Here is a 23,945-nt window from a genome sequence, read left to right as displayed (position 1 = left end):
GACACAGGCCACGGTTGAGAGCGCTTTTAAGCGTGTGAATGATGTGAAAAACAGCGTTTGGCGATAGTCCCGTGAAGACACGGGCCATGGTGGCGGAGGCCACGGTTGAGCGTTTGGCGATAGTCCCGTGAAGACACGGGCCATGGTGGCGGGGGCCACGGTTGAGCGTTTGGCGATAGTCCCGTGACGACACGGGCCATGGTGGCGGAGGCCACGGTTGAGCGTTTGGCGATAGTCCCGTGAAGACACGGGCCATGGTGGCGGGGGCCACGGTTGAGCGTTTGGCGATAGTCCCGTGACGACACGGGCCATGGTGGCGGGGGTCACAGTTGAGCGTCTCGCGATAGTCCCGTGACGACACGGGCCATGGTATTACGACTGAGGTGCAAACAGTATAAAAAGGTTACAATGTTCTTTTATACAGAATCTGGCAATCAACAATAGTTGATCCGCCAGACTCATACCCTGGTTTTATTTAACTATCAACGATTATGAAGAACGCTACCTGCCGTCCTATCAGGCTATTTCTATGTTTTTTATTATTATCTCACATTTCAAATGCTCAAACCTGGACGGCCGGCACGGTTGCCGCATACCAGCAATGGGCGCTCTGGGGAACCGACGCCAGTAACGTATGGATGTCAGGAAATGGCGGCACGCTCCATAAATGGAACGGTACACAGTGGGTAGATCAGTCCATCAGCGGGATTACCGGGCAGCGGTTTGGGCTCTGGGGCTCAAGCAATTCCAATGTTTACTCGGTAGGCGGGACCACCGGACAACAAATAGCAAGGTTCAACGGAACCTCCTGGTCTATTGTGACCGATGCCAACACGGCCTGGGGAAGCGGTTCCGCCAGAAGCGTATGGGGATCCTCGGCCAGCGATGTGTGGGTCGTAGGCGGAACCGGCCGGGCCCTGAGATATAACGGCACCAGCTGGACGATGACCAATTCGGGTTTATCAGGTACCATGTCCGGACTTACAATTTGGGGGCTGGATGCTTCCAATGTGTGGCTTGGCGGCTCAACCGGCGGTAACGGAACAGGTATTATTTATAAATGGAATCCGTCGAATTCTACCTGGGTAGCCCAGACCTCCACTGGTTTTACTTCTATCAAAGCGATTTGGGGCTCATCTGCAACCGATGTCTGGGCTGTTGGTGGCGATGGGGTGTCGACAGGTGGAAAAATCTATCACTTTGACGGGACCACCTGGACAGATGTGACGCCGGCAGCTGCCATGGGCAGTCTGAACGGAATATGGGGCCAGAACGCCTCCAACATCTGGGTTGTGGGTGATGGCGGGACCGTCAGGAAATGGAACGGTACTACGTGGGAGGCTCAGACGGTTACACCTGAAAACAGACTGACAGCCGTATTTGGCGGCGGGAGCTCCTCCAATATGTGGATTGCTGCGGACGCTACCTCCAACAACATTTATAGCAGTTCGCAGCCTCTGCCGCTCAAACTAATTTCGTTCAAGGCCAAAGCAAGTGAGCAGCAGATTACCCTGCACTGGTCGACCACGGAGGAAAGCAATACGGACAAATTTGAAATTGAGGTCGCCAATGACGATCTGGTTTTCCGGAAAATTGACATCACGCCTACAACCGGAAACGGCCTTAAAGTGATCAATGAATATCGCTACGAGTTCAAAAACCCGGAAAAAGGTCTGAATTACTACTTTCGCCTAAAGATGATTGACCTGGATCAGACCTTTGCCTATAGCACAAAAGTACACGCCAGGATCAAGGGAGAAAGCAATGAGTATTTCTATCCGAATCCCGCCGCAAATCAGCTTTACCTGTCCGGTCATGAATCATCCAAACTGACCCGGCTGGAATTTATTGATGTAACCGGAAAGCGCAGGCTGAGCTATCACGAAAACCTGAATAACACCATCAGTCTGAATCCCCTGCCTTCAGGTCATTATCTGGTAAAGATGATCGGCCAGGACGGCGCCGTGCGTACGAAAAAACTGGTCATTGAGAAGTAAGTCTTGCGATCGGCCCACTGCTTTTAAAAACCGTTCAGCTAATGGATTCGATACATCAGACCGCATTGATCAAAAATAGAGGATGCAACGCAAGGAGCCTGGTCACATTTCGGCCAGGCTCTTTTGTAATGTCAGCTGACCGAAAAATACATGCACAGATTGCATTTTTTTTTCACTCATTTCGTGCAGACAGCACCTTCGATTCCCTGGCCTGTGTCTTCTCAGTACTGTTGTACGATGCTACCGCCAGTGCTAAAAGCATTGAAATTTAAGTAACTAAATATACACTTTTAAGTTAAATGACGATCGTTGGTCATCGGCTGAATTTTTAGGGGTGTGGCGGGTGAATTTGAGATTTTGAGGTACTGTGGGGCATATTTTTAGGTTTTTAAAGGAGTTTTTGATGGCGTTTGGTAGTGGTCTTATGAAGCATAAGCAATATTCATTTCATGTCAACTGATTGATCGATTAATAAGTAGAAATCTCTATTTATATTGTCAACAATATACTGTATTGAGTCAACCTTAATTATCTTGATCTCAAATTTTAATGTGTCAGCCGAAAGTTTTAGAGTTTGAATCATTTTTGCAGCTTCTATAAATTCTGGCTGAATAGTTCCTTCAAGCAAATTTCTTTTATCGGTTTTGGGATAATATTGTTCAAGGCCGAGATAATAATTCATTATGTTTGAACTCCACTTTTCCGTTGCATCAATGTATTTTTGGTAAGCTACGTTTTGGTCATCTGAATTAGCATTAAGTCTTATTCTTTCTGTATAAACTCTCATCCAAAACATTCTATTCCATGCGTTCTCAATTAACTGTGATGAAAACTTTCCCCTATCTGTTGCTTGGTCGACGTTATAAGATTTTATAATTCCAAATGTTCGTAAAATACTGTCACCAGATTCTGTAACTTTTGCAAAAGTGATTACAACTATACCAACTAATATTAAGATCGCGGTCAGTTTATTGTTTTGAAAAATACCTAACAAAATATCAACTCTTGTTTCGTTTTGTGATTTGTCTACCATGTATCTGGAATGTATGATCTGTAAAATTTGACGCACAACTTTTTTTGATCCTTGCAAGGCGGTGATTTAGAAACACTAACTTTTAATTAGCAAAAAACCTGTCATTTTTGCAACTGTCTTAGGTGCAGTTGTTGATTCAATTCCTTAATCATAATCAAATAATCCAGGCTGAAAAGCATTCTTTTCGTTATTATCATTTTTTGATTTCACTTTGCTGATTAATTTGTCCAAACTTTTTTGTGTCAGAATTGTAATGTCTTTTTGTTCAGTAACTAATTGTCTATTTAGGTCAAACATTGGATTATCAACATCAAGTTTTTGGTCGTACATTACTGCTCTTGGAATATTATAATCTTTTGCAAATCCCATCGCTAATCTTGCACCACTATCTAATTTTTGTCCAAATATTTTCCACCTTTCGGCTGTGTCTTGTGCATAACTTGCCGCTAAAATAATTGCATCGCAAAATAGCGCTTGTAATCTGTCACGGTCTTTATATCTACTGCTTAAATCCATAGCGGATTTATGTTCATCATAATATTCAGTTATTAAAAGTCCGCCTTCTTCAACAATTTCAAATGCTAAAATTTTATTTTTTGCTGGCATTATATTATTTAGCGGACTTGGTAAAACTGCTATTGTTTTTCCTCCAATTAGTGCTTGTTTATGTGCAATACTATCGCAACCAAAGGCTAATCCGCTTACAATTATTACATCTTTTTTTATTATTTCTGCAACTATTTTTTGTTCTCTAATTTTGATTTTTTCATCTGGATTAAGAAGTCCAATAACTGTAATGCAAGAATGTTCAATATCAAGAAGACTAATGTCGCCCTTGTAAAAAAGAAAAATTGGACGTTCACTTTCCTTTACATTTCCTCTGTATTTAGGAAAATCTTTGTCGCCAATAGCAACAAGTCCATCACAATTTTCTTGTAATTTTTCTATTTGATTAATAATTTGTTTTTTATCAAAATCAAAATCACCAATGGTGATTAATTCTTCTTGTTTTGAGTTACTATTTAGCAATGAAACAACTGTTTCAACACTTTCATTGCCCTTTAACATTTTATTTATCCAAGCTCTGCCAATACCTTTATAGGTTTTTGCAGTTATGATGTTGATTGCGTTGTCTGTATATTTCATTTTTACGATGCTAAAATTTTAAAACTGTATTACCAATTGCATAAAAAGCAACTGATTTTGCTCCTTTGTTTAATAATGCTTGAATTGCGTCTTCATCAATATTTACAGTTTTTGTGTAAATATCATCAATTAATAATATATCTTTTCTGTTAACATTATCAGAAATAGTACAAGTTGCATTTGTTATTCCAACATAAGGTAAGTCGCCATCATTATTGAATCCTTCAATTGACTTTTTTAAATGTGTTGTTTTTGTGTTAGTATGCCTAATTATGTAATCAGTTCCGTCAATTAAACCAAGCTTGTTAACAATATGTTTGACAGTTTCTTTGAATAATAATTGGTTTTGGTTATAATTTTTGTCTGCTTTTGACCGTGGAACTACACAAATGGTTAAAGATGAAACTCCTAAATGAGATTGTATTTTTGGCAAATCATCAATTAAAATTTTTGCAAATTCGGTGATTCCATTTTTCAAATGGTCTGTTGTCCAATTGTGATGTGGGTCATTTTTAAGTTTATACAAGAAGTTTGGATTGTTTGGTAAATCAATACCGCCAAAATGCGTGTGGTAAAAGCCTTTAATGTTTTGTTTCAAATAACTGTTTTGCTCAATAGTAAATGGTATCATAATTTATAAACTTATAATGTTATCAATATGAATTCCTGCAAGTTTTGCATCTTCAATTTCAATTTTATCATTTTCAAAAGCAATAACATTTTCCGCCGATAGGCTCAAAATGGTTAGTGCATTTATATATTTGTTTACACGATTGTATTTGTCGCCAGTTTGCTTAAATAATAGATGACTGAATTTGTCAATAAGGTTATGGTATTCTAATGTTAAAATGGCTCTGTCTTCTCGACAATTCGTTACTAACACAGTTTTATTAGTTTTTGAATAGCGAATAAGGATGTCGTAAGCCGTTTTATTAAGTTTTGTTTGAGTTAAATGATTAATGTAATTTATTTCCTTTTGTTTGACAATTTCTACTAATTTTTCTTCTGTCAAATTTGGAAATATTCGGCTTAAAGTCGTTCGGTTAAATCTTTCATTGGGAACATATTTAATTTCAGTTTCGCTCTGCATTACAGATTGTATCGCTTCTTGGTAAGATAAGAAGTTTGCAAAGTCTGTCTCAATCAAAGTTTCGTCCATATCGAAGAAAAAAACGGTGTCTGAATTTATATTTTGGTTAATTTGCGTTGAGTTTCTCATTCTCACCCTTTTGTTGACGGTTAGCTATTATACAATATGGTTGTCATATCCTCCCACGTGGTAATCAAAAATTTTTGAAAACGTCGCGCGCTCATGCTTCCTGGTCTTGTCTGATTGACTTACGGATTACATGTAAAAAAGGAATTAACTAAACTTTAAAACCAACCAATTACCCAAACTTCGCCCAATAGAACCAAGAGTTCCACCCAACGCCAATCCTAACAAATTAAGCTACCAATTACCCAGGAATTTCAAACGAAGAATCTCCAAAAAGAAGCCAAAAAGCAGTGTCCAATAACGTTGTCATATTTAAGGAAGGTTAAATGATAACCCTAATTAACAAATTAATTCGCATTAAAGTGATGCGAAACCTGGAAATATTTATTAACCGGTAAGCGGAAGATGGGAGACGAACGGCTGTTGTACAAAAAAATCTCCCGCAAGGCCTAGCGTACAGGAGATTTTTCTAACACCCCGTCGGCGGTGTTTGAGGCTGGTAACGGTGCCGGTATATGTTTTACCAGGCAATTTCTCCGGTTTCCGGATTGCTTTCTTCACTGAAGAATTTTCCGGTGAGTTTGTTTTCGTCTATGAGTGCGTAAGGGCTTATCCGGCTTCCCGATCCCCTGGCCTGCGTCTTCACCGGACTATTTAACGATTTGTGCACGGCTAGCGGCATACGCACTTTTCAGAGAAACTGTAGTCAAAACGTAGAAACCAGCGCCACATATTACATCTGGCGCTGGTTACAATCATTACTCTTTAATGATCTTGACCTTTTTTACTGAACCTGTATGATCCGTCAAGCGAACAGTATATAGCCCACTGGAAACGTGGCTAACGTCAAGGCCGGATGAGGGAATTTTCCGACTCTGAATCACTAACGCACCTTTCGAGTTAAATAATTCGACCTGCTGCACAAGACTCCAGTCGACATTTTTAATCATTACCTTGTCCAAAACCGGGTTAGGATAAGGAGCTGTATCTATATCAAAATGAATGGCAAGCATTTTTGAATAGGCAAAACTTTCATCCAAATCGATCATCCTTAACCGGTAATAGTTGGTTCCGTCAGACGGTGTTTTGTCGGTAAATGAATATGTGCCGGCACCTTTTGCTGCGACACTATTCAGCGTACGCCACATTTTGCCGGTTTTACTGTGCTCTATCAAAAAGTGGCTGCTATTACTTTCTGAAGTTGTAGTCCAGGTGAGAGAAGCAGATGAATGCTCCTTTTTGATCTTAAAATCTTGAAGTACAACGGGTAGTATCGTTTGACATGCTTCTTCAACTTCGGAGTTATTGCTGCATCCAGTGCCATTACCGGTAAAGGCTGCTCCCGGGAGATTGGAAAAATTCTCGCACACCGATGTGATTGCGCAGACGGTCAACACAGGGTTGTCAGAAATTCCAAAATCGCCTGGAAGTGAAGACAGCCCCGCCAATGCACTAATATTACTAAGATTTTCATTCAAAAAAATACCAATGACTGTACCGGCACTGGTGAGATCTTCCAGCCCTGCCAGATCTGTAAGACCAGGGTTACTATCAATGACGAGTCCTCCCACGGTGGTGAGATTTGTTAAGCCTCCCAGGCTGGTAACGCCCGTCTCGAAGATGTTTAATTGCCCGGCGACTGATGTCAAATTAATGAAGCCGTTTAAATTTGTGATCGTGCTTCCGGATCCATCAACAATCAGTCTGCCAGGGAGTGACGTACAAGTGGGACTGTTGACAAGGAAATTGTCAATATCTCCCTGGGTGTAAAAATACTGATCCCCCACAGGGCATTGTGCAAGAGATTGGAAGCCTAGCAGCAGGAAGCTGCCTAAAAAATACAATTTTTTCATAACAGAGGTTTAAAATTTGATGAATGTAAAACAATAGTTACATCTTTGAAAATAAATTCTATATTTTATAGATTTTTTTTACTTGGATTTGCAAAATATATGACGAAAATTATCCTTAAGCGAAACTTGCAAGTCCCCGGAGATGTGCTACCTGGTTCCATAGAGGTTTCAGTCCAAAGATTAAAGCGGTTAGGGACACATCTAAGAGTTTGAATGATGTGAAAAACAGCGTCTCGCGATAGTCCCGTGAAGACACGGGCCATGGTGGCGGGAGATGTGCTACCTGGTTCCATCGAGGTTATACTGCTGGAATTCAGTCCAAAGATTTAAAGCGGTTAGGGACACTTTTAAGCGTGTGAATGATGTGAAAAACAGCTTCTCGCGATAGTCCCGTGAAGACACGGGCCATGGTGGCGGAACCTAAAGGCATGGAATTTCCGCATTTCGGAGAGCGCTTTTAAGAGTTTGAATGATGTGAAAAACAGCTTCTCGCGATAGTCCCGTGAAGACACGGGCCATGGTGGCGGAACCTGATGGCATGGAATTTCCGCATTTCGGAGAGCGCTTTTAAGAGTTTGAATGGTGTGAAAAACAGCGTCTTGCGATAGTCCCGTGAAGACACGGGCCATGGTGGCGATTTTCATGGATGTGTAACACCCGTCAGCGGTGTTTGATGCTGGTAACGGTGCCGGTATATGTTTTACCAGGCAATTTCTCCGGTTTCCGGATTACTTTCTTCACTGAAGAATTTTCCGGTAGGCCCGTTTTCGTCGATGAGGGCGTAACGGGCGATCCGGCTTCCGGCTACTTCAACGGCTCCGCCGGCTTGGTTGGTGAAATCGGTGGCCGTATAGCCCGGGCAAACGGCATTGACTTTGAAGGCGGTGTTGCGCAATTCATAGGCCAGATGCACGGTGAACATATTCATCGCCGCTTTGGAAGCGCCGTACACCGCGTATTTCGCATAGTCATAGGCCCGCCAGGCGGGATCACTCTGCAGCGACAGGGAGCCTACGCTGGTGCTTACGTTTACAATTCTGGGTTGGGTAGATTTTTGCAGTAACCCCATCAAAGCCTGGGTGGTATTGATGACCCCGTACAAATTCACGTCAAAAACCGCTTTGTACTGATCGGTGCCGGATTCCAGTGCACTTTGTGGCAAGGCTCCGCTGATGCCAGCGTTATTGATCAGCACGTCAAGTTTTCCCTGTTCTCTTTCAATGGTGTTTTTGGCTGCCTGGATCGTGGCTGGACTGGTTACATCAAGCGCTATCGCTTTCAGGTTTTCATAACCGGCGTGTAACAATTGCTGCACAATGGCAGCGCCTTTGTCGATATCCCGGCAGCCTAAATAAACGAAAAATCCTTTTTGAGATAGTTGTTTGGCCGTTTCCAGGCCAATTCCCCTGTTAGCTCCCGTAATGAGTACTGATTTCATGCTGTCATGTTTTTGATTCATGACGCAAAGTTCCTTTTACCTGGCGGGGAAATATTTAACATTTGGTAAAAAAGCGATCAGCGGATATTTTTTCTTATCCGGCTCAATGACTGCTGGGTGACGCCCAGATAGGAGGCAATGTAGGCCAGCGGTATGCGGTTGGTGAGGGTGGGATGGTTTTCTATAAATTCCAGGTAGCGGGTGGTGGCATCCTGTGAGATAACCGGGCCTTTTCTGGTTTTCCAAAAAAGACATTTCTGGATCATCTTGTTTCTGAGATTGTCCCACCCGGCGATCGTCTGTGACAATTCCTCCCAGTCGTTTTTTGCCATGACGATCAGCCGGCAGTCGGTGATGGCCTGAAGATATTCCGAAGCAGCCGTCCCGGCTTCAAAATGGTCATAATCCACGATCAAACTCTGCGCGCTGACAAAACAACGGGTGATTTCCTCACCCTGACTGTTGACGTAACAGCTCCGGATCACGCCGTCCAGGATAAAGCCTACCTGCCTGGGGATTTTCCCTGGTTCGGAAAAATACGCGTTTTTTTGCAGCCTTACCTCCGTCATCCTGCTTTCAACAAGAGCGGCCTGTTGCACGGTCAGGTTCCCAAACTGCATCATGTATGTGATCCACTCCTTCATAGCTTCCATTCGGAAATTTACCGCAAATAAAAAGATGTTTGACGATATTGCGAATTTCTGTCTGTGGGTTTTAAAGAATGCAGGAAATTTAGGGGCTGTCTGATGGAGGAGGGGCCTGGGATATTCCAGCAATGGCTATTGTTCACACAGTTCTTTCAACTTATGGAGTGCTTTTGGGTAGTGCTCGTTCATATAATCCACAAAATCTTCTGTGGTGTCTAAGTCAACCGTAACGGTGGTCGTTCCATTGTTTTCTTCAAAGGTATAGTTTTCAAATCCGTTGGCCCATTTTTCCACGTCTGGCCCTTCTGTAATTTCCTTGTCAGCCTGTAAAAGACCATAATGTTGAATGGAAACAAATTGGTTGGGCGTGTTTTCAGCGATCCGGGAAACCATACCTCCTTTTTCTCCATTTTCGTCTACCCCAATAAACAGCATTTTGTTTCCCTTCTCCCAGCTGCCTTCATAGGTCGATGTCGGGTTAAACAAAGCGGTCCATTGCTCATAAGTGGATTTACTGTTGGTGCCAAGCATAAAATCTTAAACCCTGGTCGCAGGCGCATGGATGCTTACTTTGAATTGTAGCTTTTTCATGATACTGTTTGTTTAGATTCTGTGTTGGTAACCTATAAAAATTTCAATTTTTTATACCTTTGTTCTTGAAGGCAGCCCAGAGTTAGCCAGTATAGCATGTTTATGCCTTTTGTGCTGACATGCTATTTTTTTGTTCTGCTTTTTTGCTTTCGTATGATTTGTCATAGCTTGTTTTTGTCTTAAATAGCGTATAAGCCAGTTCCAATAGTTTTCTTTGAACAGCTATCAACGCCTTCATTTTTATGCCCTGTTTACTGACGATCCTGAGGTACATATTTTTAAAATTTTCATCCCATTTTACTGCGCTCATTGATGGTAAAAACATTGCCTTCCTTAAACTTCGGTTCCCTTTTTTAGATATCCTTGGCTTGCTTTTAACCGATGTGCCCGATTGTTTTTCTTTGACATCAAAGCCAGCATAACTTGTTAACTGCTTCTTATTTCGTATCAATTCAAAACCGTTTGTTTCTCCCAAAATAATCGCAGCCGTTAATTCTCCTACGCCTGGAATACTACTGATAATCTCTACCTCTTTTTGAAGCTCAGCATTCTGTTTAATGATCTGGTCTAAATCTTTCTTGATTTCCTTTTCCTGACTACTGAGAAACTTGATTCGCTCCTTCAAACGCTCTAAACTCCGTTCATGTGGCTCCGCTTCCTGACTTTCTGCATGAAGCTGATTTTTTACCATTGATCGCTCTAAAACCACCTGATCGCGCTCCCTGGTAAGCTGTTGCAGGCTTTTATAAGTTTTTTCAGGACGCTTCCAACAGTCTAGCTTTCGCTCCAACCCAAACCTGGCTATGGCTTCAGAACAGCTTTTATCAGTAACTGTTTTGACCTCCAAAGTTCTGATGTAATTACTGATCTTGTTTGGTAAAATTATGCTTAAAGCACAACCATGAGCATCCAGAAAATAAGCAAACTTTTGATGATAAACACCTGTGGCCTCCATCACAAATCGAACTTCTTTATCAGAGTCTGTCAACTTTTTAGTCCATGTCAACAAGGATGAAAAGCCCTTTTCACTGTTACTGAAAACTTTATAAGCATACAACTCAATACTCAAATCTTCAAGCAAACGGCCTAACGTGACCACTAATTCCTTCTGTGCAACATCCACTCCCAATACTTGTTTTAAAGCGTTCATCGTTCTAAAGTTAATGGTTAACATGAAGTGATGAATCTCCCGGCGTCTTGTCTCCTGGTTGGATATTCTGGATATTGAGCTATACTCAATTCCTTACATTCTGTTCAGACTCGAAAAGATAAAAAAGGATGAGGCAATTTCTAAACAACAATATACTTCATGAGTTATTAAGGTGATGATCTGCTCTCATCCTTTTATCACTTTATCTTACAAATCTAACTTTTATCCTTCCGACTGAATTAACTTTGTAAACATAGGAGATTGATCATTCAAACGATAGTGCAACTGACGTCGCCCGCCAGTGCCTTCTGTATTTATTGGTACAATCAAATATTGATTTATAATAATGCCATTGGTTGCTAAACGATCACACAGCTAAAACTGTTGTGGCAGGATTGCTGCTATGCATTTTTTGTTTGATTGTGCGAATGACGCTCTTATGCCGTTGGAAGTTAGATCATTACGCTAATAAGAAAATAAATTCGCAAATTACTGATGGGCTTCGCTGAAATTTTATCTGCCTGTATCCGCAGGCCCTTGGCATCAGTCAGGTAAAATTTGTAACCTGCCGGTGCTATCCCTTCCGTTCTCGTCCGATACCTTTTTCGTCCTACTGAAACCGGAACAATTCTTTGCGATAGGCGGTGGGGCTTTTGCCGGTAATCCGTTTGAAGAATTTATTGAAATTGGTCATACTTTGAAAGCCGGATTCATAGCAAACCTGGGCAATGCCAATATCCTTTTTTTGTAAAAGCCTGCATGCATGTCCGATCCGGATCTCATTCACAAACCAGAAGAAATTTTTCTGTGTCTGGTTTTTGAAATACCTGCAGAAGGCATTTACCGACATGTTGGCCACGGCGGCGGCCGCTTCGAGCCGGATCTCCGTCGAAAAATTCTTCATCACATATTCATAGACGTCGTTGAGCCGAACCGTATCGTTGTTGTTGTACGTATTGAGGTAGTTGCTGCTGGTCAGGAGCTGGTACTCCTCCGTTTCGGATAATACCTGCAGTATCCGAAACAAATCAACCGTTTTGCTCAGCCCTTCTTTATCGTTAAGCTGAGAGGCCAGCTGCCCGATGTAGTGCCGTGCCTTGCCCAAAAATTTGACACCTCTTCTGGAATGTTCCAGCAGTTTCCGCAGCCGGGTAGTCTGGGGGAGCCGCAGTACCTCGTTTTCCAGCCAGGATTTACGGAGGTATAGTACCGTCGACCGGGCACGGAGATTTGGATTGCCCTCGTAATACTCCTTTTCGTTAAACCACGCATGCGGCAGGTTGGGCCCTACCAATACCAGGTCGCTGTCATGAAAGCTTTCCACATGGTCGCCAATGATGCGTTTGCCTGCGCTCTCTTTCACCAGTACGATCTCGTAGTCGTTGTGAAAATGGTGCGTGTTGCTAAAAAATGGCGCACTGATTTCCTTCACCATAAAGGTGTCCGTCAGCGTATAGTCCAGGTCGATTAATTGGGGCTTCATGATTTTTACGCAGCACGATGAATACAGGTATCCAAAATTACCTCAAAAAATGCAGAATCGGCCTATTTCCGATTTTTCTGGGTTAAATAGTGCCGAAAATGGGTAATATAAGGAAGAAGTAGCTGGTGTGGATAGGTTAGTTTTGTTTGATGAAGGTGGTGAACTTTTCGACCAGGGAAATAAACAACCTGAAACAAAATCCTCAACATCAAACTGTACCTTTTATGCGTCTCCGTTTCTGCGTCTTTTTCTGTATCACTTTTTTATTCACGAAAATGGTCTTTGCGCAGGCATTGAAACGGCCGGTGCTGGTCAAACTCCCCTTTGCTTTTTCGGATATGGGGCGGACACCCATGGAGAATACGCCTTTTATTTTCAATTCAAAATTGATGCTGGTGGCCAACCACCGCCCCGGCGGAGGTGATGCCCGGGGCGAAGATGCCTATCTGTATATCGACGACCTGCGCACCGGTCAGGAGGTGAGTCGTTTTGGAAAGGGGCATTCGTTTGTGAGTGCCTTTGTCAAAGGCACAGAGCTAAGCGTATTTGCACTTGAATTTTCTAACTTCGGAAAGATCATGAGGTCGAAGGGAATCAGCCGGCTGGTTTCAACCGACCTGAAAAACTGGTCTCAGAAAACGGTCATATGGCCTGAGGGTGACGAACATCTTTTCAATTCCTCGGTATGCGAGGATGAGCAGGGTTACCTGATGGCCTATGAGTCGGACAGGCCGGTTCCGTTTTGCTTTAAATTTGCCCGTTCAAAAAATCTTTCCGATTGGGATAAACTTCCCGGCCTGGCTTTCACCGGTGAGAAAAAGGAATATTCAGCCTGCCCGGTGATCCGCTATTTCAAGCCTTACTATTATGTCATTTACCTGCACGCTCCGGTTGCCGGACACAACGGCTGGATCTCCTATCTGTCGCGCTCTGCCGACCTGGTCAGCTGGGAGATGAGCCCCTTTAACCCGATTCTGGAAGCGGAAGCAGGAGAAGGGAAAAACAACTCGGACGTAGACCTGATCGAATACAACGGAAAAACCTATCTCTACTATGCCACCGGTGATCAGGAAACATGGAGTACCATCCGCACGGCGATGTATGACGGTAGCATGCAAGATTTTTTTCAAAACCATTTTCCCAGAGGTGGGACATTCAGGCAGGTTTCGGCAAAGGAGTGAAACGGGTCTGCGTGCCCGCATAGCGTGAGTGTTGACTTTTGAATGAGTAAAAAGGTTGATGATCAGTTTTTAAAAACAAGCTGCTGCAAATATCCGCAAGCAAATTTACCCCCATACATATGACTCCGACCCGGCGAGACGTGCTGAAACTGACAGGCCTTACACTGGCTGGTGGCCTTATTCCTGCCATGGGATCTGGCCCAGCGGCCCGTTTGTTGTCTCCCAGCAGCGCAGCCGTTTCCAGATCGGCTTTTAATCCGGATTCGGCCACCTGGAACATCCCCTGGCCGGGAAGGCTGTCGCGTTACGACCTGGTGTACCAAAGCCCCCCGCGCGACCCATTGCAGGGATTTCCCCTCGGAAATGGCGAAATCGGTGTGCTCATCTGGTGTGAGGATTCGAAAATTGTAGCTGCGGTGAATAAAAGTGATCTCTGGGATGATGCCGCCTTCGGGCCTTTTCACAACTGGGATAAAAAGGAGGAAGACCTGAGCACTACCCTGCGCCATGCGTGCCGGATCCTTATCGATCTGAAACTTCCCGTTTTCAGCACCCTGTATCTCTCCGGCTTCCATGCCCGCCTGTGCCTTGCCGACGGGAGCCTGACGCTGGAATCCGACAGCCCGTTTGGCAAACTACATTTCAAAGCTTTTGTAGATAAAAAAACGGGTGTGCTTTTTTATGATCTGAAAACGGATTTTACCGAAAACATTCCTGTCAACATCTCCCTGGAACGTTTCGGATCGCGAACGTTTTCGCATTGGTATGCACAGATCAACAGCGACGCATCCATCGGAACCTCTGGAACGGAAGCTTCGGCGGATCCATCCGGGGTTTATATTTTCCAAAAACTGGCATCGACACAATTCGCCGTGGGCGGGAAGATAATCAAAAGCAATACGCAGGGATTTTCCTATCATCAGGAGCATTCACGACGCGCGCTGATTTCCCTGGAAAGCAAGATGGTAACCGAAACGCAGCTGGCTTTTTCGGTGTGCGATGCAAATCCCGACGCTTCGGTACAGGACGTTAAAGATACACTCGACGCTCTGACCGACAACAGTCTGGCCGATTCCCTGCACGACAGTACCGCAGTGTGGAACGTGTTGTGGAACCGTTCGTTTATGGATTATGGCGACCATTACCTGAACAATCTGTGGCACCTCACCATGTATTATTCGCTGTGCTCCCAGGGCGGGAAATATCCCGGAAGGTTCAACAACGGCCTCTGGGCCTGGAGCCACGATGTCCAAAACTGGAATTTCTATTTTCACTGGAACCAGCAGCAGTCGTACTGGCCATTAAACGCAGCCGGCCACCACGACCTCGTGATGCCTTACCTTGATCTGCGTTTCAATTCGCTGCCGCACGCGAAAAAACATGCCAGGGACTTTTTCAAAACGGAAGGAGCGTTTATTTCGGATGTTACGGACAGGCGGGGATACAATTCGCTCGGGGAGCATCACAACCACACGCCGGTCGCGGAGATTGCCCTGGATTTCTGGCGGCAGTATCGTTTTACAGGCGACCAGGTTTTTTTGCAGGAAAAGGCCCTGCCGTTCATGCTGGAAGCTGCACGCTTTTTTGTTTCCCTTTTTGTTAAAGAGCAGGATGGATTGTACCATGCAAAAGAAGGAACAGGCTATGAAGGATGGATCAAACTCCGGGATGGACTGACCGAGCTGGTGTATGTCCGAGCATTATTTTCGGCTACCTTATCGGCCCTGGAGGTTGTACAGCAGTCCTTGCCCGAGACAGCCCTGTGGAAGGAAATGCTGGCAAAGCTTGCCCCGCTGCCCATGATAAAGGCCGGCGCGAAATCGATTACCGGAGAGGCAGGGAAATGGATAATCCGGCGTGGGGTGAACACAGGAAAGGAAGTAGTTGCCGATAAGATTGTGGCGGCAGGCTGGGGGATCAAGGAAGATAAATGGCTCACCGTTTACCACGAAGCCGATGATGGGAAATACCATGGATTTAATCTGCTCGACGGAATTTTCCCCACAGTGGCATCTGCGCCTGTATTTCCTTCCGGGTTAATAGGGCTGGCAGATCGTGACAAGCAACCGGATTTATTTGAAACGCTGAAGACCACAGCGCTGCTGTATCCCCCGGGTGTGACCGGCTGGGATCCGCTACCCGTAGTGCTGGCAAGACTGGGCCTGGCCGAAGCGCTGGAGGCCGTGCTGACACGTTTCCCGGAACGATGGCAGATCTATGCGAATGGTTGGGGGCACTGGGGCATGGAACACGAGATCAACAAAGATGCGGAGTGGTTTTTCAGGGCCAATCAGGTTACGGATGGGATCAGGAAAGAAAAATTTCCACTGCCTATGTGGCCATTTCGGCACATGTCCATGGAATCCATGGCCGTATTTGCCACCGCCCTCAACGAGTCACTTTTGCAAAGCCATGATGGGGTTCTGCGGATTGCGCCGGCATTTCCAGCTAAAAAATCGGCGCGGTTTACGCTTCATGCAGTGGGTGGTTTTGAAGTTTCTGCGGAAATACAATCGGGTGTTGTGCGGTGGATCAGTGTCAAAAGTCTGCAAGGCAATGTGTGCCATCTGGAATCGCCCTGGGAAAAAGTAAAAGTATCCGTGCAGGGGAAAAACCTGCGCCATGAAGTTGAAAAGGGTGTGATCTCGTTCGAAACCAAAAAATCAGATATGGTCCTGATTGTGCCTGACGGGATCAATGTAAAGGAATTGTTCGGAGCCAGTGAGACCGCCGAACCAAACCAGCGTGCCCGATTTCACCCGTCGGGAAAAGCACAATTGGGCTTGCCAAAGATGTTCTGAAAAGACCGAAACCGCATGCTAAAAGGATCATTTATAAACCAGCCATTCATGAGCACCAGATTGATAACAAGTCTTATTTTCTTTTTTTTATGCCGCATCCCGGTTTTCAGCCAGCTTGCTTCACTGGCAAGGGGGCCTGAGAAAGCGTACATATCTTTCAGGCTTGGAACCACGCTTTATCAAACGGAGGAGCGGTTCGGTGAGGTGATTTCGCTTTTTAACAAATACAGGGGTGTGACCGACGAGATAACCTTTTTTACCTCCGAAACCCATCCTCCGCTGCCCCTGGAGGTATTTCGGGCGCGAATGAAAATCGTGGAGAAAAGAATGCAGACGGCCCGCGAAAACGGATACCGAACCGGGATCAATGTGCTGAGCACGATCGGGCATCACGAGGAGAACCTTGAAAATTCATTAAAAGGGCCCTATACACATGTAACGGATATTGAAGGGAAAGTCAGCAAAGGATCCTATTGTCCCAATGATCAGAATTTTCAGATTTACATCCGGGAGATTTACAAAGCCATGTCCCTCGCCAATCCCGACTACATCTGGATTGATGATGATATTCGGCTCGCAGGCCATCTGCCCATTTCGCTCACCTGTTTCTGTAATCAGTGTTTGCATGTTTTTGAGAAGGAACAGGGCAAAAAATACACGCGTGAAAGTCTGAAAGCCGCGGTGAATGAGGGTAAAGCAGAAGACAAGCTGCTGGTGCGGAATGCCTGGTTACAGCATAACCGCAATACTATAGCGAATCTGTTTAAGCTGATCGAAGAAACGGTGCATACGTTGAAACCTGGCTTGCCGCTTGGATTTATGACCGGCGATCGTTTTTTCGAAGGTTATGATTTTGCCAACTGGGCCGAGATACTGGCCGGGAAGGACAGAGCCCCCGTGATGTGGCGACCGGGTGGCGGTTTTTACAATGACCAAATCCCGGCAGATCTGGCCGGAAAATCTCACGACATCGGCCGCCAGGTTTCCACTTTGCCGGCCCAGGTTTTATCAATCCAGTCGGAAATTGAAAACTATACCTATCAACGATTGAAAAAATCCGCAAACATCACGGCTCTGGAAGCGGCGTCACACATAGCTGCAGGCTGCACCGGTGCTGCGTTTAACGTCCTAAGTTTTCATGACGAACCTCTGACCGAATATGAGCCGCTCATTGCCAGGCTTCATGAAATGCGTCCGTTTTATGACCTCATGACTGCCAGACTCGGCAGGGGCGCTCTTGCCGGCGTGAGCGTGCAGTGGAATAAAGATAGCTTCAGCGGCGGAAACCTGGCCGAAGGCAACTGGTTCGGCGCCGGCGCGGGAATAGCGGGTTACGAAATTGATGAAATCGGGCTTCCAGCCAGTTACTCAGCGCAGTCGGCTTCGGTGATCAAGCTTAAAAAGGACAATATCAATGCGCTTTCAAAGAAGGAAATAGAAGAGATTTTATCCAAAGGCGTCTATATGGATGTGGATGCACTCAGTCAGTTGAATGAGCGTGGGTTCGGGGATCTTACGGGATTTGAAGCAAGTGGCTCTCACTGGATGGACCGGATTGAAAAAATGTCCAATCATGCCCTGAATGGAAGTTTTGCCGGGCGGAAACGCGACAACCGGCAGTCGGTATACAAGAGTGAGGCGTTTGATTTACGAAAAACCAGTGATAAAGCCGGGGTCCTGGCGGGCCTGGTTGACTATGCTGGAAATCCTGTGGCGGATTGTACGATGGGGGCGTTTGAAAATCGCCTGGGTGGCCGCGTCTGTGTAGCAGGTTATTATCCCTGGAGTTCGGTGCATTCACTTTCCAAAAGTACCCAGATGAAATCAGTATTCCGCTGGCTTTCAAAAGACCGTCTGCCGGGCTACATCGGGTCGTTTCACAAGATCAATCTATGGGTAAGGCAGCCTCAGGAAGGGAGAACAGCCCTGGCTTTTACCAATTCCTCTTTTGATGCCGCCCGGAATGTGGTCCTGATGATCCACACCACGGATGAGACCATACGTGTTTTCGACATGAACTGTAAGGAAACCGTGATCCGGGCTGACGGAAAAGAAGGGCCGTACCGCAGATTTGTGATACCACATGTGAAGGCCTGGGAAATGCAGCTCGTGGTAACGCAGTAGTGGCTGTGGGCAGTGATCTTCCACCAAAATTTTGAAAAATATAAACGCTTAAATAATGAAGAAAAGATATCTGTTATTCATTTTTGCACTGCTTGCTCAAGCGGTCTGTGGACAATCTACGTGGAAAAATCCGATTGTGAAGCAAGGCCGGCTGGGATCACCTTTGGTGGAAACGTCTCCGTTCGTATTTCATGGAAAATTGTATCTGCTGGAAAACAATCAGCGCTTCTGGGATGTTAAGGGAGCCAAACCAGGAGATTTTTTTCATGAAGATGAAGTGCGGATCAAAGATGTGAAATCCGGAAAAAAGGTAAGTGTCGTGCTGAAAAATCATGGCTTCGGCACTGCCTTTGTATGGAAAGACAGTCTTTATGTTTTTGCAGGAAACTATGGAACAGGAAAGCCATGGAGACAAATGACCGAGATCACGATGACCGCCACAACGGATCTTAAGACCTGGACAAAGCCTGTAACCGTGCTGAAAGCGAATAAAAATGAATACTTTTTCAACACCGCCGTGACACGGGGGAAGGATAAATTTGTTCTCCTGTATGAAACCAACGACCCCCGGTGGAAACCCTTCACCTTCAGGTATGAGGAATCGGACGATCTGAGAAACTGGAAGGAAATCCCGGACGCCGTTTATGGAAAGGACAAATATGTAGGCGGTCCTGCGCTGTACTACGAAAACGGCTGGTATTACACCCTGTATCTGGAGGCCCTGAAAAATGGATATGAAACACGCATCACGCGATCACGCGATCTGCACACCTGGGAAGATGCGCCGGACGACAGGCCTTTTGTAACCTTCGAGCCAACCCATAAAAAAATACCGCTGCTGAAACCGGAGATCGCCGAAAGCAATGCCTCTGATGTAGAATTGTGTTATTTCCAGGGGAAAACGATTCTGTATTTTACAGGCAGCGATCAGACCACCGCCGGGGACCTCCAGCGGGCGGAATATGCCGGAACACCGGCCCGTTTGTTTGAACATTTTTTCAAGGATATCAAAACCGATATTCCACCAAAACATGAAGGTAATTGGGCGCCCGTCCTTACGGCTCCGCAAGATGCAACCAACACCCAGATCACAGAAAGCAGAGGCCGGAAGCCTTCGGCCGGGCAGCTGGCATTACAGGAGGAGCAACTCGGCGCGTTTGTCCATTTCGGTCCGGCCAGTTATATCCGATCCGACATGCTGGCTGTGCCGGCAGCCAGCCTCTTCAATCCTTCCCTTCTGGATGCGGATCAGTGGGTTCGCGCGGCAAAATCATTTGGGGCCAAACACATTGTGCTCACCGCGAAGCACCACAACGGCTATTGCCTGTGGCCAACCCGAACGACTGAATACTCCGTGACAAAATCGCCCTGGAAAAACGGGAAAGGGGATGTCGTAGCGGATTTTGTGAAGGCTTGCCGTAAATATGATGTCCGGGTAGGCTTGTATGTTTCGGGTGGGGATAAACATTTCCCCTGCTCCAGCACCCCCGATCCTCAGGGCCAACGGAAGCTGGTAGGCGACATCCACAAGTATTTTCCGGTATTTATGGAACAATTGAGGGAGCTGCTGACCGGCTATGGTGAGATTGCTTACCTCTGGTTCGACGGGGCGTACGATCCTTTTGGCTGGGATGTCACCAATACAAAAACCAACAGAAGACTGGGAACCGTTTACGGGGATGCAATCACGGCCATGGTGAAAGACCTGCAACCGGGGGCGGTGATCATGGGCGGGACGCGGCCCGATATGCGCTGGTCGGGCAGTGAGCAAGGTTGGGCTGCCTATCCGCTATGGAACGTGGTACCTCAGGGGGCGGGGCTGGAGCAATGGGTCGGCCCGCAGAATAGTGGCTGGATCCCGGCGGAGGCCAATATTTTCACCCGGAACAACTGGTTCTGGACGCCCGGTTCCGACAAAACGCTGAGAAGTGTTGACTTCCTTAAAAAAGTATATTTCGAATCTATCGGTCGGGGGGCCAACCTGCTGGTCAATATGACACCCGATACCAGCGGGATAATCCCGGAGGCAGAAGTTACCCGGCTAGCGGATTTTGGAAAGACCATTCAGAAAACTTTTTCCGCACCACAGGGAACCACCACAGGGAAGAAAGCAGAAACCGAAATTATTTTGAATGTTTCGGATGCCCGGCTAGTCAGCCTGATTGAGATGGAAGAGGATTTAAAAGAGGGCCAGTTTGTGAAACACTATGAAGTGCAGGCTTATGTAGGAGGCCAGTGGAAATCCATTGCAAAAGGAGAAAGTATCGGACGGAGACGAATCCAGCTGATTGACCCTCTGCACACTTCGCAACTCCGGCTGCTGATTGCAGACAGTCCCTTCGCTGTAATCAGGAAATTTGCCGCCTATGACGCCCGGTGATCGTAGTCCACTATCTCATCCAAAATTTGGTTTAAACATAACTCTTTTGTAAACCGAAATCATCGCAGCCATGAATGAACGCGAAAGAGTCTTTCTGGAAGAAAGCCGGCAAAAGGTGGCTGATCCTGACCTTCGCAAAAAGATTAATCATGCACTCAGAGTGTCTGACGAAGCCTTTGAAAAGGGTAAAAAGCAGTTTCAGGATCTGGCGCAGGCCAGGGAACAGGCAAAAAATGTGAAATGGGATGCCATTGAGCATCTGGATCGGTACCTGACTGAGTTTGAAAGTAAGTTTACCAATGCGGGCGGCAGGGTGATCTGGGCAGAAAACGGGCAACAGGCCCTGGATGCCGTTCTGAAAATATGCCAGGCCCGGCAGGCGAAAATGGTGGTCAAGAGTAAGTCCATGGTAACAGAAGAAATACACCTGAACCCGTTTTTGTCCCAAAATGGCATTGAAGTGGTTGAAACGGATCTGGGCGAGTACATCCAGCAGCTGTCAAATGAGCCTCCGTACCATATCGTGGCTCCGTCAATGCACAAAAGCAAAGAGGAGGTGGCGAATCTTTTTCATGAAAAACTCGGTGCCGATCCGGGACTTTCACCTGAGGAACTCACGCTTGTGGCCAGGCGAACACTCAGGAGTAAATTTGAACAAGCGGAGGTCGGTATTACCGGCGTCAATTTCCTTATTGCAGATATTGGAGGTGTGGCTGTCACTGAAAATGAAGGCAATGCCCGGCTTTCCACGAGTTTTCCACGTACACACATTGCCATTACCGGCATTGAAAAAGTGCTGCCGTCGGTCCGGGATCTGGATTTGTTCTGGCCCTTGCTGGCAACACATGGATCGGGGCAGAAAATGACGGTTTACAATACGATTTTTACCGGGCCCAGAAAAGATTCAGAATGCGACGGACCTGATGAAATGATTGTCATTTTGCTGGACAACGGACGAACAAGCATGCTGGCGGATCCCACAGCCCTTGAAAGTTTGTACTGCATCCGTTGCGGTGCGTGCCTCAATGTTTGCCCGGTTTTCAGGAACATCGGCGGGCATACCTACAAATCAACGTACAGCGGCCCGATCGGTGCAGTGATCACCCCATATATGGATGGTATGGCCACGAACAAACATCTCAGTTATGCATCAACGCTTTGTGGCAGTTGTACGGAGGTATGCCCCGTGCGTATCAACCTGCATGAACTACTGCTCGAAAACCGAAGAAGATCGGTTGTGGTGCACCATGATCCGGTGCTGGAAAAGATGGCATGGAAGGGCTGGAAAATTGCCAGTATGAGCAGGGAGTTAACCGACCTCACCGGCGGGGGGATCAAAAATTTTGCCCTCCGATTCTTCCGGCAGGCCTGGGGGAAAGACAGGGAGCTGCCTGTGTTTGCGGATCGGTCATTTAACCAGCAGTGGCAGGAGAAAAAGAAAGAAAAGCGGTGAGGCCAATAACCTTTTAACAAGAGTTGAATGAAAAATTCGCAGGCCAGGGAAGCCATTTTGAGCCGGATACAGGAGGCGTTAAGTGTTCCGGTATCTAAACCTTTTGCAAAGCATACGGCGGATGAGATCTATATCCGCCCGGAACAGCCACTTTTGGAAACGTTTATAACGGAGTTTGAAGCCTTGCAGGGCCAGTTGGTCCTATGTCCAGATAAGGAAGCGGTTCAGATGGCATTGAGAGATCTGGCAGTAAAACGCGGATGGGAAAAAATGTACTGCCAGACACCGGCCCTGGCAGCAGCTTATGATTTGGGGAATGCGCCTTTTTTTACGGACAAAAATCCCGGTGGATTTTATCCGGCCATCACCGATTGCGAGGTGCTGATCGCCCGCACCGGCACCATGGTATTAAGTGCGGCCCAGCCATCCGGGCGGGCATTACCGGTGCATACGCCGGTGCATATCGTCATCGGGTGTGTCGGTCAACTGGTCTACGATATCAAAGACGGCATTGAGCGCATGCAGGCAAAGTATGGGCAACACCTACCCTCAGCCTTGTTTTTCACCTCCGGGCCCAGCAGAACGGGTGATATTGAAAAGACACTCGTTATGGGTGTTCACGGCCCGATTGAAGTGTATATTTTGCTACGAACGGATCAATAAACAGGTGGGGCATCCTAACCGGGCTACCCTATAAGAGAAAGCATGAACGTACAGATTTTTATACCGTGTTTTGTAGACCAGCTTTTTCCGGAAACTGCGTTTAATATGGTCAGAATTCTGGAAAAATTCGGCTGTAACATCAGCTACAATCTGTCCCAGACATGCTGTGGGCAGCCTGCTTACAATGCGGGCTACCTGGATGCATGCAGGCCGGTGGCCGCCAAGTTCAGGGATGACTTCAATCCGACCGACTACATAGTTGCACCCAGCGGATCTTGTACGGGCTTTGTGAGGAATTACCATCACAAAGTTTTGAATGGGGTGTCGCCCGTGCAGAAGCATTTGTATGAATTCACTGAATTTCTGACCAAAATTTTACAGGTGGATAACACCGGTGCCGAACTGAAAGGGAAGGCTGTGTACCACGATGGCTGCGGTGCGTTACGCGAATGCGGTATCAAGCAGTCGCCAAGGATTTTATTGCAAAATGTCAAAAGTCTGGAGCTACAGGAAGTGCAGGACGCGGAAGTCTGCTGCGGTTTTGGCGGTACTTTCGCTGTGAAGTTTGAACCGATTTCAATAGCCATGGCCGCTCAGAAAGTGAAAAGCGCAGTGGCTTCCGGTGCCGATTACCTCATTTCGACGGATCTGTCCTGCCTGATGCACATGGAAACGTACATTCGTAAGCAGGGCATACCGCTTAGGACCATGCACATAGCGGATGTGCTGGCGAGTGGCTGGTGATCATCCTGGGTCGCTTTTGAGCAGTTGGAACCCTACGTGTACCGA

The 23,945-nt window shown here is 46.1% G+C and carries 19 protein-coding genes; 8 read left to right on the top strand and 11 right to left on the bottom strand.

Annotated elements, in window-relative coordinates; translation table 11 throughout:
• Window positions 1–491 precede the first annotated feature (491 nt).
• Window positions 492–1,997 (top strand): T9SS type A sorting domain-containing protein, encoded by a 1,506-nt coding sequence (locus DYADSP32_RS10180; protein ID WP_149242837.1) that lies wholly within the window; start codon window positions 492–494, stop codon window positions 1,995–1,997.
• 442 nt (window positions 1,998–2,439) lie between these two features.
• On the opposite strand, the gene DYADSP32_RS10175 is transcribed toward DYADSP32_RS10180, so the two are convergent.
• The 11 genes from DYADSP32_RS10175 to DYADSP32_RS10125 form a co-directional block, all read right to left on the bottom strand.
• Window positions 2,440–3,030 carry a hypothetical protein gene (locus tag DYADSP32_RS10175; RefSeq protein WP_149242838.1) on the bottom strand — a complete coding sequence of 197 codons (591 nt, stop codon included), beginning with the start codon at window positions 3,028–3,030 and terminating at the stop codon, window positions 2,440–2,442.
• 144 nt (window positions 3,031–3,174) lie between these two features.
• Window positions 3,175–4,176 carry a DNA-processing protein DprA gene (locus DYADSP32_RS10170; protein WP_149242839.1) on the bottom strand — a complete coding sequence of 334 codons (1,002 nt, stop codon included), beginning with the start codon at window positions 4,174–4,176 and terminating at the stop codon, window positions 3,175–3,177.
• Window positions 4,177–4,186: 10 nt separating this feature from the next.
• Window positions 4,187–4,807: an amidophosphoribosyltransferase gene (locus tag DYADSP32_RS10165; protein WP_149242840.1), complete on the bottom strand. Its 621-nt coding sequence runs from the start codon at window positions 4,805–4,807 to the stop codon at window positions 4,187–4,189.
• A gap of 3 nt (window positions 4,808–4,810) precedes the next feature.
• A complete protein-coding gene (locus DYADSP32_RS10160; RefSeq protein WP_149242841.1) occupies window positions 4,811–5,395 on the bottom strand; it encodes an HAD hydrolase-like protein in 585 nt (194 codons plus the stop codon).
• Between the two features lie 517 nt (window positions 5,396–5,912).
• Window positions 5,913–6,074 carry a hypothetical protein gene (locus tag DYADSP32_RS10155; protein ID WP_414617676.1) on the bottom strand — a complete coding sequence of 54 codons (162 nt, stop codon included), beginning with the start codon at window positions 6,072–6,074 and terminating at the stop codon, window positions 5,913–5,915.
• Between the two features lie 76 nt (window positions 6,075–6,150).
• Window positions 6,151–7,245, bottom strand: a complete 1,095-nt coding sequence (locus tag DYADSP32_RS10150) for a T9SS type A sorting domain-containing protein (protein ID WP_149242842.1) — start codon at window positions 7,243–7,245, stop codon at window positions 6,151–6,153.
• Between the two features lie 700 nt (window positions 7,246–7,945).
• On the bottom strand, window positions 7,946–8,683 hold the full coding sequence (locus DYADSP32_RS10145) for an SDR family NAD(P)-dependent oxidoreductase (protein WP_149242843.1): 738 nt from the start codon (window positions 8,681–8,683) through the stop codon (window positions 7,946–7,948).
• Between the two features lie 77 nt (window positions 8,684–8,760).
• Entirely contained in the window at window positions 8,761–9,336 is a 576-nt protein-coding gene (locus DYADSP32_RS10140; RefSeq protein ID WP_414617675.1) for a Crp/Fnr family transcriptional regulator, read from the bottom strand.
• 126 nt (window positions 9,337–9,462) lie between these two features.
• Window positions 9,463–9,861: an SRPBCC domain-containing protein gene (locus DYADSP32_RS10135; protein ID WP_414617674.1), complete on the bottom strand. Its 399-nt coding sequence runs from the start codon at window positions 9,859–9,861 to the stop codon at window positions 9,463–9,465.
• 160 nt (window positions 9,862–10,021) lie between these two features.
• On the bottom strand, window positions 10,022–11,071 hold the full coding sequence (locus DYADSP32_RS10130) for an IS110 family transposase (RefSeq protein ID WP_149240828.1): 1,050 nt from the start codon (window positions 11,069–11,071) through the stop codon (window positions 10,022–10,024).
• Between the two features lie 610 nt (window positions 11,072–11,681).
• Window positions 11,682–12,554 (bottom strand): AraC family transcriptional regulator, encoded by an 873-nt coding sequence (locus DYADSP32_RS10125; RefSeq protein ID WP_149242845.1) that lies wholly within the window; start codon window positions 12,552–12,554, stop codon window positions 11,682–11,684.
• Between the two features lie 224 nt (window positions 12,555–12,778).
• Here DYADSP32_RS10125 and DYADSP32_RS10120 point away from each other — a divergent pair, with 224 nt between their 5' ends.
• The 7 genes from DYADSP32_RS10120 to DYADSP32_RS10090 all read left to right on the top strand — a co-directional run bounded on the left by DYADSP32_RS10120 (window position 12,779) and on the right by DYADSP32_RS10090 (window position 23,900).
• Entirely contained in the window at window positions 12,779–13,735 is a 957-nt protein-coding gene (locus DYADSP32_RS10120) for a hypothetical protein (RefSeq protein WP_414617673.1), read from the top strand.
• Window positions 13,736–13,854: 119 nt separating this feature from the next.
• Complete coding sequence (locus DYADSP32_RS10115) at window positions 13,855–16,536, top strand: glycosyl hydrolase family 95 catalytic domain-containing protein (RefSeq protein ID WP_149242847.1); 2,682 nt, start codon at window positions 13,855–13,857, stop codon at window positions 16,534–16,536.
• 48 nt (window positions 16,537–16,584) lie between these two features.
• Window positions 16,585–18,660, top strand: coding sequence for a hypothetical protein (locus DYADSP32_RS10110; RefSeq protein ID WP_149242848.1), 2,076 nt, complete (start codon window positions 16,585–16,587; stop codon window positions 18,658–18,660).
• Between the two features lie 55 nt (window positions 18,661–18,715).
• A complete protein-coding gene (locus DYADSP32_RS10105; RefSeq protein ID WP_149242849.1) occupies window positions 18,716–21,040 on the top strand; it encodes an alpha-L-fucosidase in 2,325 nt (774 codons plus the stop codon).
• A gap of 70 nt (window positions 21,041–21,110) precedes the next feature.
• Window positions 21,111–22,493, top strand: a complete 1,383-nt coding sequence (locus DYADSP32_RS10100; protein WP_149242850.1) for a LutB/LldF family L-lactate oxidation iron-sulfur protein — start codon at window positions 21,111–21,113, stop codon at window positions 22,491–22,493.
• Between the two features lie 27 nt (window positions 22,494–22,520).
• Entirely contained in the window at window positions 22,521–23,156 is a 636-nt protein-coding gene (locus tag DYADSP32_RS10095) for an LUD domain-containing protein (RefSeq protein WP_149242851.1), read from the top strand.
• Between the two features lie 42 nt (window positions 23,157–23,198).
• Window positions 23,199–23,900: a (Fe-S)-binding protein gene (locus DYADSP32_RS10090; protein WP_149242852.1), complete on the top strand. Its 702-nt coding sequence runs from the start codon at window positions 23,199–23,201 to the stop codon at window positions 23,898–23,900.
• Window positions 23,901–23,945 lie beyond the last annotated feature (45 nt).

The organism is Dyadobacter sp. 32 (genome assembly GCF_902506755.1).
In the GTDB taxonomy this organism is placed as follows: domain Bacteria; phylum Bacteroidota; class Bacteroidia; order Cytophagales; family Spirosomataceae; genus Dyadobacter.
The sequence above is the reverse complement of the archived record's forward strand: the minus strand, read 5'-3'. Positions and strand labels throughout refer to the sequence as shown.

Bases quoted from the DNA above. Each gene is read 5' to 3' on its own strand.
- DYADSP32_RS10180 (WP_149242837.1), top strand. From the start codon at position 492: ATGAAGAACGCTACCTGCCGTCCTATCAGGCTATTTCTATGTTTTTTA.
- DYADSP32_RS10175 (WP_149242838.1), bottom strand. From the start codon at position 3,030: ATGGTAGACAAATCACAAAACGAAACAAGAGTTGATATTTTGTTAGGT.
- DYADSP32_RS10170 (WP_149242839.1), bottom strand. From the start codon at position 4,176: ATGAAATATACAGACAACGCAATCAACATCATAACTGCAAAAACCTAT.
- DYADSP32_RS10165 (WP_149242840.1), bottom strand. From the start codon at position 4,807: ATGATACCATTTACTATTGAGCAAAACAGTTATTTGAAACAAAACATT.
- DYADSP32_RS10160 (WP_149242841.1), bottom strand. From the start codon at position 5,395: ATGAGAAACTCAACGCAAATTAACCAAAATATAAATTCAGACACCGTT.
- DYADSP32_RS10155 (WP_414617676.1), bottom strand. From the start codon at position 6,074: ATGCCGCTAGCCGTGCACAAATCGTTAAATAGTCCGGTGAAGACGCAG.
- DYADSP32_RS10150 (WP_149242842.1), bottom strand. From the start codon at position 7,245: ATGAAAAAATTGTATTTTTTAGGCAGCTTCCTGCTGCTAGGCTTCCAA.
- DYADSP32_RS10145 (WP_149242843.1), bottom strand. From the start codon at position 8,683: ATGAAATCAGTACTCATTACGGGAGCTAACAGGGGAATTGGCCTGGAA.
- DYADSP32_RS10140 (WP_414617675.1), bottom strand. From the start codon at position 9,336: ATGGAAGCTATGAAGGAGTGGATCACATACATGATGCAGTTTGGGAAC.
- DYADSP32_RS10135 (WP_414617674.1), bottom strand. From the start codon at position 9,861: ATGCTTGGCACCAACAGTAAATCCACTTATGAGCAATGGACCGCTTTG.
- DYADSP32_RS10130 (WP_149240828.1), bottom strand. From the start codon at position 11,071: ATGAACGCTTTAAAACAAGTATTGGGAGTGGATGTTGCACAGAAGGAA.
- DYADSP32_RS10125 (WP_149242845.1), bottom strand. From the start codon at position 12,554: ATGAAGCCCCAATTAATCGACCTGGACTATACGCTGACGGACACCTTT.
- DYADSP32_RS10120 (WP_414617673.1), top strand. From the start codon at position 12,779: ATGCGTCTCCGTTTCTGCGTCTTTTTCTGTATCACTTTTTTATTCACG.
- DYADSP32_RS10115 (WP_149242847.1), top strand. From the start codon at position 13,855: ATGACTCCGACCCGGCGAGACGTGCTGAAACTGACAGGCCTTACACTG.
- DYADSP32_RS10110 (WP_149242848.1), top strand. From the start codon at position 16,585: ATGAGCACCAGATTGATAACAAGTCTTATTTTCTTTTTTTTATGCCGC.
- DYADSP32_RS10105 (WP_149242849.1), top strand. From the start codon at position 18,716: ATGAAGAAAAGATATCTGTTATTCATTTTTGCACTGCTTGCTCAAGCG.
- DYADSP32_RS10100 (WP_149242850.1), top strand. From the start codon at position 21,111: ATGAATGAACGCGAAAGAGTCTTTCTGGAAGAAAGCCGGCAAAAGGTG.
- DYADSP32_RS10095 (WP_149242851.1), top strand. From the start codon at position 22,521: ATGAAAAATTCGCAGGCCAGGGAAGCCATTTTGAGCCGGATACAGGAG.
- DYADSP32_RS10090 (WP_149242852.1), top strand. From the start codon at position 23,199: ATGAACGTACAGATTTTTATACCGTGTTTTGTAGACCAGCTTTTTCCG.